We start from the raw sequence: 14,316 nt of genomic DNA, 5'->3' as shown, positions 1-14,316 counted from the left end.
GTAGGCCGGATAAGGCGTTAGCCGCCATCCGGCATGTACACTAGTGCTCGTGACGTTTAAACACCAACTCGCCTTTACCGGAAGCTTCTTCATCAAAGAAATAGCCCTCGCTGTTAAAGGCGGTCAGCTGTTCTGGCTGGGTTAAGCGGTTTTCAATGATATAGCGGCTCATCAGACCGCGCGCTTTTTTAGCATAGAAACTGATCACTTTGAATTTGCCATTTTTCTCGTCGAGGAAGACCGGTTTGATCAGCTCCGCGTTCAGTTTTTTCGGTTTCACGGACTTAAAATACTCATCCGAGGCGAGGTTAATCACCACGTTGTCGCCTTGTGCTTCCAGCGCTTCGTTCAGCTTGTCAGTGATGATGTCCCCCCAGAACTGGTAGAGATCTTTGCCTTTGGTGTTGGCAAGGCGAATGCCCATCTCGAGGCGGTAAGGCTGCATCAGATCCAGCGGGCGCAGCACGCCGTACAACCCGGACAACATGCGTAAATGCCGTTGGGCGAAATCAAAATCGGCCTCGCTGAAGGTGTCTGCCTGCAGCCCAGTGTAGACGTCGCCTTTAAACGCCAGGATGGCCTGACGCGCATTATCGGGCGTGAAGTCAGGCTGCCAGTCGTGGAAACGGGTGGCGTTCAGGTCCGCCAGCTTGTCGCTTATCCCCATCAGCTTACCTATTTGCGGTGCAGACAGCTGACGCGCTTCGTGGATAAGCTGCTGGGAATGGTCCAGCAGCTCGGGCAGCGTATGGCGCGTGGTGGCCAGTGGACTTTGGTAGTCGAGCGTTTTTGCAGGTGAAATCAGAATCAGCATATCCAGTCCTTGCGGGAGATTTACTGCGACTGTAGCAAAAAAAACGACAGAATTGATCGATGGTTGCGATTGCCGCGCTAGCTGCGCGGCGGCTCATCCCAGGTATCAGGTGCAAGCTGTTGTCTGATATCAGGATAACGCTGCGGATCAAATTCCGGTCGCACGCCGAGTTTTCGCTGGCGCAGGTAGTCGCTGGCAAGAGTATGAACAACCGGGGAAAGCAGCAAAATCGCCGTCAGATTCGTGATGGCCATGCAGGCCATAATAATGTCGGCGAGCTGCCACACCAGCGGAAAGTGGAGTAGTGTTCCGCCGATCACGGTGCAGACGGTGGTAATACGCAAAATCCAGATGATGCGAATGGTGTCTAGTTTCAGAAAGATCAGATTATTTTCTGCATAAATGTAGTTAGCGACAATAGAGCTGAAGGCGAACAGAACCACAATCAGCGCAACGAACCCGGCACCCCATTCCCCCGTGAGCGTTACCATGGCCTTCTGGACCAGTTGAATACCTTCCATTGGAACGTACGTGGTGCCATTGCCTGCCAGTAGAATAATCATTGCGCTGGCCGTACAGATAACCAACGTATCGCCCAGCACGCCAATCATCTGCACAATGCCTTGTGCGGCGGGATGCGGAGGCCATGACGCGGCCGCGGCCGCGGCGTTAGGCGTTGAACCCAGGCCCGCTTCATTAGAAAACATACCGCGTTGAAAGCCGCTGGCAATGGCCTGGCTTAGCGTATACCCGGCGGCGCCGGCGGCGGCTTCCTGCCAGCCAAACGCGCTTTTCACAATAGTGACGATGACCTCAGGGATCTGTCCGATATGCCACAGGCAGATGACGATGCTGCAGCCGACCCACAGCAGGGCCATTAAGGGCACGATCCATTGCATCAGGCGGGCAACGCCTTTAATACCGCCGACGATGACGAGCAAAGACAGCACTGCCAGCGAGATCCCGGATACGAGGGGCGGGATGTCGAAAGCAAACTCCAGCGCACGCGAGACCGAGTTCGCCTGGACGCTGTTAAAAACTAAGCCATAGGCAATGAGTAAAAAGATGGCGAACAGAACACCCATCCAGCGCATGCCCAGCCCGCGCGCCATATACCACGCGGGTCCGCCGCGAAACTGGCCTTTACTGTCGCGTTCTTTATACAGTTGGGCGAGTGAGCATTCGGCAAATGAAGTTGCCATGCCGATCACCGCCGAGACCCACATCCAGAAGACGGCACCCGCCCCCCCAGCCGCGATAGCCAGGGCAACGCCTGCCAGGTTTCCGCTGCCGATACGGGCGGCGAGGCTGGTACACAGAGCCTGAAATGAGGTTAAACCCCCAGGTTGTGGGTTGATGCTATTTTTAAGACTTTTGCCAAACTGGCGAACGTAGCGGAACTGGACGAAACCGGTACGGTAAGTGAACCAAAATCCTGCGCCCAGCAGGAGATAGATCATCACCGAGCCCCACAGTATTTCATTAATAAATGCGAAAAAATCAGGCATTAACATCCCTCTTGTTGATGCCGGCACGCGCTAATATCCTGATGTAAGCGCTACCAATTATCGAACAGTATAAACCTTGTAATGAGATTGATAGCGGGAGTTTACCATAACATCAGGTCGACTCTTTAATTGCGCACTATAGGCTCTGAGATGCGTAATCAGGGCTGAACGGCAGGTGAGGCACTCCCGGCGGTTGCGCTGAGAGTGCGTCGTGCTATCATCAGGAAAGATCGGTTACATCCCCCTAACACGCTGTTTAAAGAGAAACGCTATCATGACGGACAAATTGACCTCCCTTCGTCAGTTCACCACTGTAGTGGCCGACACCGGAGACATCGCGGCAATGAAGCTGTATCAGCCTCAGGATGCCACAACTAACCCTTCTCTCATTCTTAACGCAGCGCAGATCCCGGAATACCGCAAGCTGATTGATGACGCTGTGGCCTGGGCTAAGCAGCAGAGCAACGACCGCGCGCAGCAGGTCGTCGACGCGACGGACAAACTGGCGGTAAACATCGGCCTGGAGATCCTGAAACTGGTCCCGGGTCGTATCTCTACTGAAGTTGACGCGCGCCTGTCCTACGACACCGAAGCGTCTATCGCGAAAGCGAAACGTCTGATCAAAATGTACAACGATGCTGGCATCAGCAACGATCGCATTCTGATCAAACTGGCTTCTACCTGGCAGGGTATCCGTGCCGCGGAGCAGCTGGAAAAAGAAGGCATCAACTGTAACCTGACTCTGCTGTTCTCCTTCGCGCAGGCGCGTGCATGTGCAGAAGCAGGCGTTTACCTGATTTCTCCGTTCGTTGGCCGTATTCTGGACTGGTACAAAGCCAACACCGATAAGAAAGAGTACGCACCGGCAGAAGATCCGGGTGTGGTTTCCGTCACGGAAATCTATGAGTACTACAAACAGCACGGTTACGAAACCGTGGTGATGGGCGCGAGCTTCCGTAACATTGGCGAAATCATTGAGCTGGCGGGCTGCGATCGTCTGACTATTGCCCCGGCACTGCTGAAAGAGCTGGCTGAAAGCGAAGGCGCGCTCGAACGTAAACTGTCCTTCTCTGGCGAAGTGAAAGCGCGTCCTGCACGTATCACTGAAGCTGAGTTCCTGTGGCAGCACAACCAGGACCCGATGGCTGTAGACAAACTGGCGGACGGTATCCGTAAGTTTGCTGTAGACCAGGGCAAACTGGAAAAAATGATCGGCGATCTGCTGTAATCATTTGTGCGTGGCCCTGACGGGGGTCACGCTACCTCTTCTGAAATCTGTCTGTCCTTCCCTTCGCAGTGTATCATTCTGTTTAACGAGACTGTTTAAACGGAATAATCATGAATACTTTACGCATTGGCTTAGTTTCTATTTCTGACCGTGCCTCCAGCGGTGTTTATCAGGATAAGGGTATTCCCGCACTTGAAGAGTGGCTAGCGTCCGCCCTGACAACGCCTTTTGAACTGCAAACCCGGTTGATCCCGGATGAGCAGGCGATCATTGAACAAACATTGTGTGAACTGGTTGATGAAATGGGCTGTCACCTGGTGCTGACCACCGGCGGCACCGGCCCGGCGCGTCGTGATGTAACCCCAGATGCTACGATGGCGGTAGCCGACAGGCAGATGCCCGGCTTTGGTGAACAAATGCGCCAGATTAGCCTGCACTTTGTGCCGACGGCGATCCTCTCCCGTCAGGTTGGGGTTATTCGCAAGCAGGCACTGATCCTCAACCTGCCTGGCCAGCCGAAATCGATCAAAGAAACGCTGGAAGGGGTGAAAGACGCCGACGGTAACGTTATTGTGGCGGGTATTTTTGCAAGTGTACCATATTGTATACAGCTGCTGGATGGGCCGTATGTGGAAACCGCCCCGGAAGTGGTAGCATCTTTTCGGCCTAAAAGCGCGATACGCGATACAAATGCCTGAAAGTAGCCTTTTCGTGACATAAAGCGCAATGCCGGTGGAGTATTGAATTGTTTACGATATAGTAATTTTTGATTTACACGTATCGCTAAACACCTTCAATCACTCCACTGACGCATGGTTTGCTATGTCACAACATTCTCGACCGCTGAATCGCCAGGATTATAAAACCCTTTCGCTCGCTGCTCTCGGTGGGGCGCTCGAGTTTTATGATTTTATTATCTTTGTCTTCTTTGCCGCCGTTGTGGGTGAGCTGTTCTTCCCCGCGGACATTCCCGAATGGCTACGTCAGGTGCAAACCTTCGGTATTTTTGCCGCGGGCTATCTGGCGCGCCCGTTAGGCGGCATCATCATGGCGCATTTTGGCGATCTGGTCGGGCGCAAAAAAATGTTCACTCTGAGCATTTTACTGATGGCGATACCGACGCTGGCGATAGGTCTGCTGCCGACGTATTCCTCGATGGGGATCCTGGCCCCGCTGTTGCTGTTGCTGATGCGTATTCTGCAAGGCGCCGCCATTGGAGGAGAAGTGCCGGGGGCCTGGGTGTTTGTTGCCGAACACGTGCCGGAGCGCCGTATCGGCATTGCCTGTGGAACGCTGACCGCCGGGTTAACGGTGGGGATCCTTCTGGGCTCGGTGGTGGCCACGTTGGTGAATACCAGCCTGACGCAGCAGGCGGTACATGAGTACGGCTGGCGTATACCTTTCTTGCTGGGAGGTGCGTTTGGGCTGGTGGCAATGTATCTGCGCCGCTGGCTGCAGGAGACGCCGATCTTTCTCGAGATGCAGCAGCGCAAAGCGTTGGCGCAGGAACTGCCGGTGAAGTCGGTCGTCAGCAAACATAAAAAAGCGGTGGCGGTGTCGATGCTACTGACCTGGCTGCTCTCGGCTGGGATTGTGGTGGTGATCCTGATGTCGCCCGTCTGGCTGCAGAAACAGTATGGTTTTGCACCTGCGCTGACGTTACAGGCCAACAGCGTGGCCACCATTATGCTGTGCATCGGGTGCTTGCTGGCGGGATTCGTGGTCGACAGAGTGGGTGCCAGCAAAACCTTTATTGTCGGTAGCCTGCTGCTGGCCTGTTCCAGCTGGTTTTTCTATCACCTGACCGGCAGTCATCCTGAGCATCTGTTCCTGTTGTACGGTCTGGTTGGGCTGTGCGTTGGCGTGGTTGGCGCGGTGCCTTACGTGATGGTACGGGCGTTCCCGGCGGAAGTCCGTTTTACCGGTATCTCTTTTTCCTATAACGTCTCGTATGCCATTTTCGGTGGTTTGACGCCAATCGCGGTCACGATGTTGATGAGTGTGTCGCCGATGGCTCCGGCCTGGTATGTGCTGGCGCTTTCGCTGGTGGGTTTAGGGCTGGGGATTTGGCTACGACAGGATATTTATCATCGTGATACGGATGCTGAGGGAGAATTACAGCGTCTGTAAGGATTATCCCCCCTTGCGGGGGGATACAGACAGAATTAGTGCATTTCACCAATTGGCAGGATGGTACGGCCAAACTGTTCGTTTAGCACTTCACCCATCGCCAGGTAAATGGCGCTTGCGCCACACACTAAGCCAATCCAGCCAGCAACATGAATAATCGCTTCGTTACCTGCAATATTGCCCACAGCCAGCAGGGCGAACAGCACGGTCAGGCTCAGGAAGACAAACTGCAGCGCGCGGTTTGCTTTCAGTGTGCCGAAGAACATGAACAGGGTGAACACGCCCCACAGACCCAAATACACGCCGAGGAACTGCACGTTCGGTGCTTCTGTCAGGCCCATTTTCGGCATTAACAGGATCGCGACCAGCGTCAGCCAGAACGAGCCGTAAGAGGTGAAGGCGGTTAAGCCGAAGGTATTGCCTTTTTTGTACTCCAGCAGACCGGCAAAAATTTGCGCGATACCGCCGTAGAACAGTCCCATCGCCAGGATAATACCGTCAAGGGCGAAGAAACCCGCATTATGCAGGTTAAGCAAAATGGTGGTCATGCCGAAGCCCATCAGGCCCAGCGGTGCCGGATTAGCCAACTTAGTGTTGCCCATAATTCCTCAAAATCATCATTGATTGAATGGTGAAATAATTTCCCCGAAAAACGATCACGGACTTCGGGGCGCGGCATGATAATCAGGGGAGAGGGGGCTGTCTATGATCTGATGAGGGGAAAATGAATTTTTTTCCCCAGTACTGAATATCATGGCCGAGAAGTCAGGGGGTTAGTCATCACCAATGACTTTTAAGGTCGCCATATCGGAGGAGTTTACTGACTGGCCAGAGAAGGTGATTTTAGACACACAGCGTTTGTTGTCGTTGTCGCTATTGATGTTAATCCAGTTGGTGGTTTTCCCCTCTTTGATGGAGGAAGGAACATTCAGGCTCTGGCTGGACATGCGCGCGGCTTTAAAATAAACGGAAGCGCCATTTAGTGTGATATCACCACGGTCTGCCGTCAGTTGAATACGCTTCACGACACGACAAACAGGGATTCTTAGCGTGAGATCGTTGGTTGCATTTCTGGGCATGGCAATCATTCCCAGAACTTTATGATCGTTAGCCTGTGCAGTGCTGCTCAGCAGCAGACCTATCAACAGGCTGGCGGGAAGGGTAAACAGGGATTTCATGAAATTTCTCTTTGACGGGTTCAAAAGTGAGTGACCAGTGACCATAATACCGCCGTTGGAAAAACGCTTCATGCAGGTAATCTTTTCTTTTTATTACAATTTTCAGGTGAATGACTGGTATTTTTAATATTGGTTTTATGAATTATTTTGGGGTGGTGACTATTTATTTTCCTATTTTTCTGCCCGTTATCTCTCATTTTATTGCGATCGGGCTAAAAAAAATTTGCATGCCCCCCTTGATGACGTGGGTTACGACCCCATCTTGTAGACAACCGCAGTGGTGAGTCTGAAAAAAAACGATTCAGGGTAGTTGAAACCGCACGTTTCGCCCTTATTACAGATTCACAACCACCTGATGACAGAATTTTTAGTGGAGACGTTTAGATGGGTAAAATTATTGGTATCGACCTGGGTACTACCAACTCTTGTGTAGCGATTATGGATGGCACTACTGCACGTGTGCTGGAGAACGCCGAGGGCGATCGCACCACGCCTTCTATCATTGCTTATACCCAGGATGGTGAAACTCTGGTTGGTCAGCCGGCTAAACGTCAGGCAGTGACAAACCCGCAAAACACCCTGTTTGCGATTAAACGCCTGATTGGCCGCCGCTTCCAGGACGAAGAAGTACAGCGTGATGAAGCCATCATGCCGTACAAAATCATCGGTGCTGACAACGGTGATGCATGGATTGACGTAAAAGGTCAGAAACTGGCACCGCCGCAGATCTCTGCTGAAGTGCTGAAAAAAATGAAGAAAACGGCTGAAGATTACCTGGGCGAACCGGTAACTGAAGCGGTTATCACCGTACCTGCATACTTCAACGATGCTCAGCGTCAGGCAACGAAAGACGCCGGCCGTATCGCAGGTCTGGAAGTCAAACGTATCATCAACGAACCGACCGCTGCTGCACTGGCTTACGGTCTGGACAAAGAAGTCGGCAACCGTACTATCGCGGTCTACGACCTCGGTGGTGGTACTTTCGATATCTCTATTATCGAAATCGACGAAGTTGACGGTGAAAAAACCTTCGAAGTTCTGGCAACCAACGGTGATACCCACCTCGGTGGTGAAGACTTCGATAGCCGCATGATCAACTATCTCGTTGATGAATTTAAGAAAGATCAGGGCATTGACCTGCGTAACGACCCGCTGGCAATGCAGCGCCTGAAAGAAGCCGCAGAGAAAGCGAAAATTGAGCTGTCTTCTGCGCAGCAGACCGACGTTAACCTGCCGTACATCACTGCAGATGCGTCTGGTCCGAAACACATGAACATCAAAGTGACTCGTGCGAAACTGGAAAGCCTGGTAGAAGACCTGGTTAACCGTTCTATCGAGCCGCTGAAAGTTGCTCTGCAGGATGCTGGTCTGTCTGTTTCTGACGTTCAGGATGTTATCCTGGTCGGTGGTCAGACTCGTATGCCGATGGTACAGAAGAAAGTTGCTGAGTTCTTCGGTAAAGAACCGCGTAAAGACGTTAACCCGGACGAAGCTGTAGCAATCGGTGCTGCTGTTCAGGGTGGTGTATTGACCGGTGATGTTAAAGACGTACTGCTGCTGGACGTTACCCCGCTGTCTCTGGGTATCGAAACCATGGGCGGCGTGATGACTCCGCTGATCGCGAAAAACACCACTATCCCGACCAAGCACAGCCAGGTGTTCTCTACCGCTGAAGACAACCAGTCTGCGGTAACCATCCATGTGCTGCAGGGTGAACGTAAACGTGCTGCTGATAACAAAGATCTGGGTCAGTTTAACCTGGATGGTATCAGCCCGGCACCGCGCGGTATGCCGCAGATCGAAGTGACCTTCGATATCGATGCTGACGGTATCCTGCACGTTTCTGCGAAAGATAAAAACAGCGGTAAAGAGCAGAAGATCACCATCAAGGCGTCTTCTGGTCTGAACGAAGAAGAAATTCAGAAAATGGTTCGCGAAGCAGAAGCGAACGCAGAATCTGACCGTAAGTTTGAAGAGCTGGTCCAGACCCGTAACCAGGGTGACCATCTGCTGCACAGCACTCGCAAGCAGGTTGAAGAAGCAGGCGATAAACTGCCGGCTGACGACAAAACTGCTATCGAGTCCGCTCTGACTGCGCTGGAAACGTCTTTGAAAGGCGAAGACAAAGCAGATATCGAAGCGAAAATGCAGGCGCTGGCACAGGTTTCCCAGAAACTGATGGAAATCGCTCAGCAGCAGCATGCACAGCAGCAGGCGGGTTCAGCTGATGCTTCCGCGAACAACGCGAAAGATGACGATGTTGTCGACGCTGAGTTTGAAGAAGTGAAAGACAAAAAATAATCGCCCTTTGAACGGGTAAAACACTGGCACGGGCGAAGAGGTTTCCTCTCCGCCCGTGCACGCATGTTAGGGGCAGATAAAAAGAGATGGCTAAGCAAGACTATTACGAGATTTTGGGCGTTTCCAAAACAGCGGAAGAGCGTGAAATCAAAAAGGCCTATAAGCGCCTGGCCATGAAATTTCACCCGGACCGTAACCAGGGTGATAAAGAGGCCGAAGCCAAATTCAAAGAGATCAAAGAAGCCTACGAGATCCTGACCGACGCGCAAAAACGCGCGGCTTACGATCAGTACGGTCATGCTGCGTTTGAGCAAGGCGGTATGGGCGGCGGTGGCGGTTTCGGCGGCGGTGCTGACTTCAGCGATATCTTTGGTGACGTGTTTGGCGATATCTTTGGCGGTGGTCGTGGCCGTCAGCGCGCCTCACGTGGTGCGGATTTACGTTACAACATGGATCTCACTCTGGAAGAAGCCGTGCGTGGCGTCACCAAAGAGATCCGTATTCCTACGCTGGAAGAGTGTGACGTTTGCCACGGCAGCGGCGCGAAATCCGGGACTCAGCCGCAGACCTGTCCGACCTGTCACGGTTCCGGTCAGGTGCAGATGCGTCAGGGTTTCTTTGCCGTACAGCAGACCTGTCCACACTGTCAGGGCCGCGGTACGCTGATTAAAGATCCGTGCAACAAATGTCACGGGCATGGCCGCGTAGAGAAGAGCAAAACACTGTCCGTTAAAATCCCGGCAGGGGTTGATACCGGTGACCGTATTCGTTTATCTGGTGAAGGCGAAGCGGGTGAGCATGGCGCACCGTCAGGCGATTTGTACGTTCAGGTGCAGGTGAAACAGCACCCGATTTTCGAACGTGAAGGAAATAACCTGTACTGTGAAGTGCCGATCAACTTTGCGATGGCTGCGCTGGGCGGCGAGATTGAAGTCCCGACGCTGGATGGCCGGGTGAAGTTAAAAGTCCCTGGCGAAACGCAAACCGGTAAACTTTTCCGTATGCGTGGTAAAGGCGTTAAGTCGGTACGCGGTGGTGCTCAGGGCGATCTGCTGTGTCGCGTGGTGGTTGAAACCCCGGTTGGTTTGAACGACAAGCAGAAACAGTTGCTGAAAGATCTGCAGGACAGTTTTGGTGGCCCGACGGGGGAACAAAACAGCCCGCGTTCTAAAAGCTTCTTCGACGGCGTGAAGAAATTCTTTGACGACCTGACGCGTTAATTTACCGCCATAAATTTGATAAAAAGCCTGGGACTGAAGAGTCTCAGGCTTTTTTATTTTTTCGGATCCGTCCTGAACAGGAACGAAACAATCCCCAGATTGTTAGATCGTAAAAACCGATCTATTTATCATGAATAATCTAATATTAACGATGAGTCATGCGGAGTAAGATAGTAATTACGAAGTATTCACCCAATAGAGAGAATAAAAGTGAAACATCTACATCGTTTTTTTAGTAGCGATGCCTCGGGAGGCATTATTTTGATCATCGCTGCGGTAGTAGCAATGTTGATGGCCAATATCGGCGTAACCAGTGGATGGTACCACGACTTTCTGGAGACCCCGGTTCAACTGCGGGTCGGCGCGCTTGAGATCAATAAAAATATGCTGCTGTGGATCAACGACGCCTTAATGGCGGTGTTTTTCCTGCTGATTGGTCTGGAAGTTAAGCGTGAGCTGATGCAGGGATCGCTGGCCAGTTTACGCCAGGCTGCGTTTCCGGTGATTGCCGCGATTGGCGGGATGATTGTCCCGGCGCTGTTGTATCTGGCATTCAACTATGCCGACCCCATCACACGTGAAGGATGGGCGATCCCGGCGGCAACGGATATCGCTTTTGCGCTCGGCGTACTGGCGCTGCTGGGTAGCCGTGTTCCGCTGGCGCTGAAAATCTTTCTCATGGCGTTGGCGATTATTGACGATCTTGGCGCGATTGTGATCATCGCACTGTTCTATACCAGCGATCTCTCTCTGCTGTCGTTGGGGGTTGCCGCATTAGCGATTCTTATTCTGGCGGCGTTGAACCTGTGTGGTGTCAGACGTACCGGTATTTATATCTTGGTGGGCGTCGTGCTATGGACCGCAGTGCTGAAGTCAGGGGTGCATGCGACGCTGGCGGGTGTGATTGTCGGTTTCTTCATCCCGTTGAAGGAAAAGCATGGCCGTTCTCCGGCGAAACGTCTGGAGCATGTGCTACATCCGTGGGTGGCCTATTTGATTCTGCCGTTGTTTGCCTTCGCCAATGCGGGGGTTCCACTGCAGGGTGTGACGATGGACGGATTGACCTCCATCCTGCCGCTGGGGATTATCGCCGGCCTGCTTATCGGTAAACCGCTGGGGATTAGCCTGTTCTGCTGGCTGGCGTTACGCCTCAAGGTGGCGCAGCTGCCTGAAGGCACGAACTTCCAGCAAATCATGGCGGTGGGTATTCTGTGCGGGATTGGCTTTACGATGTCTATTTTCATCGCCAGCCTGGCGTTTGGTAACGTTGATCCGGAGCTGATTAACTGGGCGAAACTGGGGATCCTGATTGGTTCTCTGCTATCGGCGGTGATCGGTTATAGCTGGCTGCGTACCCGGTTAAACGCGTCAGCCTGAGCCGATAACCCTTTGGTGACAATTTTCAGGGAGAGAGTATGTCTCATATAAATTACAACCACCTGTATTACTTCTGGCATGTGTATAAAGAAGGTTCGGTGGTGGGGGCCGCAGAAGCGCTTTATCTGACACCGCAAACCATTACCGGGCAGATCAAAGCGCTGGAGGAACGCTTACAGGGGAAGTTGTTTAAGCGTAAGGGGCGAGGGCTGGAGCCTAGTGAGCTAGGCGAATTAGTTTTTCGTTATGCGGACAAAATGTTCACTTTAAGCCAGGAGATGCTGGATATCGTGAACTACCGCAAAGAGTCTAACTTGCTGTTCGATGTGGGCGTGGCGGATGCGTTATCTAAACAGCTGGTCAGTAGCGTGCTCGACGCTGCCGTCGTTGACGATGAACAAATCCATCTACGCTGCTTTGAATCCACGCATGAGATGCTGCTGGAGCAGCTCAGCCAGCACAAGCTGGATATGATTATCTCCGACTGCCCAATCGACTCAACGCAGCAGGAAGGGCTGTTCTCGGTAAAAATCGGCGAGTGTTGCGTGAGTTTCTGGTGCACCAATCCGCTGCCGGAGAAGCCGTTTCCAGCCTGCCTTGAGGAGCGTCGCCTGCTGATACCAGGACGTCGCTCAATGCTCGGGCGCAAGCTGCTGAACTGGATTAACTCGCAGGGACTGAACGTTGAGATCCTCGGGGAGTTTGACGATGCCGCCTTGATGAAAGCCTTTGGCGCTACGCACAATGCTATTTTCGTCGCCCCTACGCTCTATTCGAACAATTTCTACGCTGATGATTCCATCATTGAGATTGGACGCGTGGAGAATGTGATGGAGGAGTACCATGCCATTTTTGCGGAGAGGATGATCCAGCATCCGGCGGTGCAGCGTATTTGCAATGCTAACTACTCGGCATTGTTTGCGCCGGGGAGTAAGTAAACAGACATAAAAAAACCCGCTTACGCGGGTTTTTTCACAAAGCGACAGCAAGCAGGCGATTAAGCCAGTTTGTTGATCTGTGCAGTCAGGTTTGCTTTATGACGTGCAGCTTTGTTTTTGTGGATCAGACCTTTAGCAGCCTGACGATCCACGATTGGTTGCATTTCGTTAAATGCTTTCAGTGCAGTAGCTTTGTCGCCAGCTTCAATAGCTGCGTATACTTTCTTGATGAAAGTACGCATCATAGAGCGACGGCTAGCGTTGTGCTTGCGGGCCTTTTCAGACTGAACGGCACGCTTCTTAGCTGATTTGATATTAGCCAAGGTCCAACTCCCAAATGTGTTCTATATGGACAATTCAAAGGCCGAGGAATATGCCCTTTTAGCCTTCTTTTGTCAATGGATTTGTGCAAATAAGCGCCGTTTAAATTGCAGCACTCGTTGCGTAGTGATGGCGCAGGATTCTACCAGCTTGCGTGCTGTGAATACAGCTTTTCCACGAGAAAAGTTGAATTGATTGGTCAGCGGAGGACCGCATTTTGTTTCATAACAATGAAAACAATCTTCTTTCTGTTTCGCAGAACCAATCGCCGGTTAACCTTGACCGCGGTACAGGGTATACTTTCACGATTTTCACTGTTTTGAGCCAGACATGAAGCTGATACGAGGCATACATAATCTCAGTCAGGCCCCGCATGGGTGTGTGCTGACTATTGGTAATTTCGACGGCGTGCACCGTGGTCATCGCGCGTTGTTGCAGGGCTTACAGGAAGAAGGGCGCAAACGAAATTTACCGGTCATGGTGATGATTTTCGAGCCGCAGCCGCTGGAGCTGTTTGCGACTGAAAAGTCACCTGCGCGACTGACCCGCCTGCGGGAAAAGCTGCGTTATCTGGCGGAATGTGGTGTTGATTACGTGCTGTGCGTGCGTTTTGACCGGCGTTTTGCCGCATTAACGGCGCAGAACTTTATCAGCGACCTGTTGGTGAAGCGCCTTGGCGTACAATTTCTTGCCGTAGGTGATGATTTCCGCTTTGGCGCTAGCCGCGCGGGCGATTTCTTGTTATTACAGGAAGCGGGCGCGGAGTATGGCTTTGATATCACCAGCACCCAGACCTTCTGTGAGGGCGGGGTGCGAATCAGCAGCACTGCTGTGCGCCAGGCGCTAGCAGAAGATAATCTGCTGTTAGCCGAAAGCTTACTGGGCCATCCGTTTACCATATCAGGACGGGTGGTACACGGCGACGAGTTAGGGCGGACCATCGGGTTCCCCACGGCGAATTTACCGCTTCGTCGCCAGGTTTCTCCAGTTAAAGGGGTGTACGCGGTTGAGGTGATGGGTTTGGGCGAAACGCCTTTACCCGGTGTCGCGAATATCGGAACCCGTCCAACGGTGGCCGGTGTACGCCAGCAGTTAGAAGTGCATCTACTGGACGTTGTAATGGACCTCTACGGTCGCCATATAGATGTCGTGCTGCGTAAAAAAATACGCAACGAGCAGCGATTTGCCTCGCTGGATGAACTAAAAGCGCAGATTGCGCGTGATGAGTTAACTGCCCGCGAATTTTTTGGGCTATCAAAACCGGCTTAACGCCTATACGAGTTTTAAATACGGAACCGAGA

Annotated in this window: 14 protein-coding genes; 9 read left to right on the top strand and 5 right to left on the bottom strand. The window is 52.4% G+C overall.

All coding sequences use genetic code 11. From position 1 onward, the window contains the following. Positions 1 to 40 precede the first annotated feature (40 nt). Positions 41 to 814, bottom strand: coding sequence for a peroxide stress protein YaaA (gene yaaA / locus IB214_RS20635; protein WP_115259511.1), 774 nt, complete (start codon positions 812 to 814; stop codon positions 41 to 43). A 77-nt stretch (positions 815 to 891) separates the two neighbouring features. Then, entirely contained in the window at positions 892 to 2,322 is a 1,431-nt protein-coding gene (locus tag IB214_RS20630) for a sodium:alanine symporter family protein (protein ID WP_115259510.1), read from the bottom strand. A gap of 274 nt (positions 2,323 to 2,596) precedes the next feature. On the opposite strand from IB214_RS20630, the gene tal reads away from it, so the two are divergent. The 3 genes from tal (at position 2,597) to IB214_RS20615 (ending at position 5,680) form a co-directional block, all read left to right on the top strand. Further along, positions 2,597 to 3,550, top strand: a complete 954-nt coding sequence (gene tal / locus IB214_RS20625) for a transaldolase (RefSeq protein WP_096758378.1) — start codon at positions 2,597 to 2,599, stop codon at positions 3,548 to 3,550. Positions 3,551 to 3,660: 110 nt separating this feature from the next. Next, positions 3,661 to 4,248, top strand: coding sequence for a molybdopterin adenylyltransferase (mog, locus tag IB214_RS20620; RefSeq protein ID WP_117342344.1), 588 nt, complete (start codon positions 3,661 to 3,663; stop codon positions 4,246 to 4,248). A gap of 124 nt (positions 4,249 to 4,372) precedes the next feature. Further along, positions 4,373 to 5,680: an MFS transporter gene (locus tag IB214_RS20615; protein WP_117342343.1), complete on the top strand. Its 1,308-nt coding sequence runs from the start codon at positions 4,373 to 4,375 to the stop codon at positions 5,678 to 5,680. A 35-nt stretch (positions 5,681 to 5,715) separates the two neighbouring features. Here the strand turns inward: IB214_RS20615 and satP are convergent, their stop codons facing one another. Continuing rightward, positions 5,716 to 6,282, bottom strand: a complete 567-nt coding sequence (satP, locus tag IB214_RS20610; protein WP_096758375.1) for an acetate uptake transporter — start codon at positions 6,280 to 6,282, stop codon at positions 5,716 to 5,718. Between the two features lie 171 nt (positions 6,283 to 6,453). Then, a complete protein-coding gene (locus IB214_RS20605) occupies positions 6,454 to 6,858 on the bottom strand; it encodes a DUF2541 family protein (protein ID WP_115259506.1) in 405 nt (134 codons plus the stop codon). 384 nt (positions 6,859 to 7,242) lie between these two features. Between IB214_RS20605 and dnaK the strand changes: the two genes are divergently transcribed. The 4 genes from dnaK to nhaR all read left to right on the top strand — a co-directional run bounded on the left by dnaK (position 7,243) and on the right by nhaR (position 12,694). After that, positions 7,243 to 9,159 (top strand): molecular chaperone DnaK, encoded by a 1,917-nt coding sequence (gene dnaK / locus IB214_RS20600; protein ID WP_096758373.1) that lies wholly within the window; start codon positions 7,243 to 7,245, stop codon positions 9,157 to 9,159. Between the two features lie 86 nt (positions 9,160 to 9,245). Continuing rightward, positions 9,246 to 10,379, top strand: coding sequence for a molecular chaperone DnaJ (gene dnaJ / locus IB214_RS20595; RefSeq protein WP_115259505.1), 1,134 nt, complete (start codon positions 9,246 to 9,248; stop codon positions 10,377 to 10,379). Positions 10,380 to 10,589: 210 nt separating this feature from the next. Further along, positions 10,590 to 11,756, top strand: a complete 1,167-nt coding sequence (nhaA, locus tag IB214_RS20590) for a Na+/H+ antiporter NhaA (RefSeq protein WP_115259504.1) — start codon at positions 10,590 to 10,592, stop codon at positions 11,754 to 11,756. A gap of 38 nt (positions 11,757 to 11,794) precedes the next feature. Further along, entirely contained in the window at positions 11,795 to 12,694 is a 900-nt protein-coding gene (gene nhaR, locus IB214_RS20585) for a transcriptional activator NhaR (protein WP_115259503.1), read from the top strand. A 59-nt stretch (positions 12,695 to 12,753) separates the two neighbouring features. Here nhaR and rpsT read toward each other — a convergent pair whose 3' ends face one another. After that, entirely contained in the window at positions 12,754 to 13,017 is a 264-nt protein-coding gene (gene rpsT / locus IB214_RS20580; RefSeq protein ID WP_003018940.1) for a 30S ribosomal protein S20, read from the bottom strand. A gap of 105 nt (positions 13,018 to 13,122) precedes the next feature. On the opposite strand from rpsT, the gene IB214_RS20575 reads away from it, so the two are divergent. Further along, complete coding sequence (locus IB214_RS20575) at positions 13,123 to 13,338, top strand: DUF2575 family protein (protein ID WP_096758366.1); 216 nt, start codon at positions 13,123 to 13,125, stop codon at positions 13,336 to 13,338. Between the two features lie 7 nt (positions 13,339 to 13,345). Continuing rightward, the gene (gene ribF, locus IB214_RS20570; RefSeq protein WP_115259502.1) at positions 13,346 to 14,284 is read left to right on the top strand and encodes a bifunctional riboflavin kinase/FAD synthetase; all 939 of its coding nucleotides are present in this window, start codon (positions 13,346 to 13,348) and stop codon (positions 14,282 to 14,284) included. The last annotated feature ends 32 nt before the right edge of the window (positions 14,285 to 14,316 follow it).

It is taken from the genome of Citrobacter sp. C1 (assembly GCF_014596895.2).
Lineage (GTDB): Bacteria > Pseudomonadota > Gammaproteobacteria > Enterobacterales > Enterobacteriaceae > Citrobacter > Citrobacter gillenii.
The sequence above is the reverse complement of the archived record's forward strand: the minus strand, read 5'-3'. Positions and strand labels throughout refer to the sequence as shown.

What these genes read in the sequence shown, in the direction of transcription:
- mog (WP_117342344.1), top strand. Translation starts at nt 3,661, where the DNA reads ATGAATACTTTACGCATTGGCTTAGTTTCTATTTCTGACCGTGCCTCC.
- tal (WP_096758378.1), top strand. Translation starts at nt 2,597, where the DNA reads ATGACGGACAAATTGACCTCCCTTCGTCAGTTCACCACTGTAGTGGCC.
- ribF (WP_115259502.1), top strand. Translation starts at nt 13,346, where the DNA reads ATGAAGCTGATACGAGGCATACATAATCTCAGTCAGGCCCCGCATGGG.
- nhaR (WP_115259503.1), top strand. Translation starts at nt 11,795, where the DNA reads ATGTCTCATATAAATTACAACCACCTGTATTACTTCTGGCATGTGTAT.
- yaaA (WP_115259511.1), bottom strand. Translation starts at nt 814, where the DNA reads ATGCTGATTCTGATTTCACCTGCAAAAACGCTCGACTACCAAAGTCCA.
- satP (WP_096758375.1), bottom strand. Translation starts at nt 6,282, where the DNA reads ATGGGCAACACTAAGTTGGCTAATCCGGCACCGCTGGGCCTGATGGGC.
- IB214_RS20630 (WP_115259510.1), bottom strand. Translation starts at nt 2,322, where the DNA reads ATGCCTGATTTTTTCGCATTTATTAATGAAATACTGTGGGGCTCGGTG.
- dnaK (WP_096758373.1), top strand. Translation starts at nt 7,243, where the DNA reads ATGGGTAAAATTATTGGTATCGACCTGGGTACTACCAACTCTTGTGTA.
- IB214_RS20615 (WP_117342343.1), top strand. Translation starts at nt 4,373, where the DNA reads ATGTCACAACATTCTCGACCGCTGAATCGCCAGGATTATAAAACCCTT.
- IB214_RS20605 (WP_115259506.1), bottom strand. Translation starts at nt 6,858, where the DNA reads ATGAAATCCCTGTTTACCCTTCCCGCCAGCCTGTTGATAGGTCTGCTG.
- dnaJ (WP_115259505.1), top strand. Translation starts at nt 9,246, where the DNA reads ATGGCTAAGCAAGACTATTACGAGATTTTGGGCGTTTCCAAAACAGCG.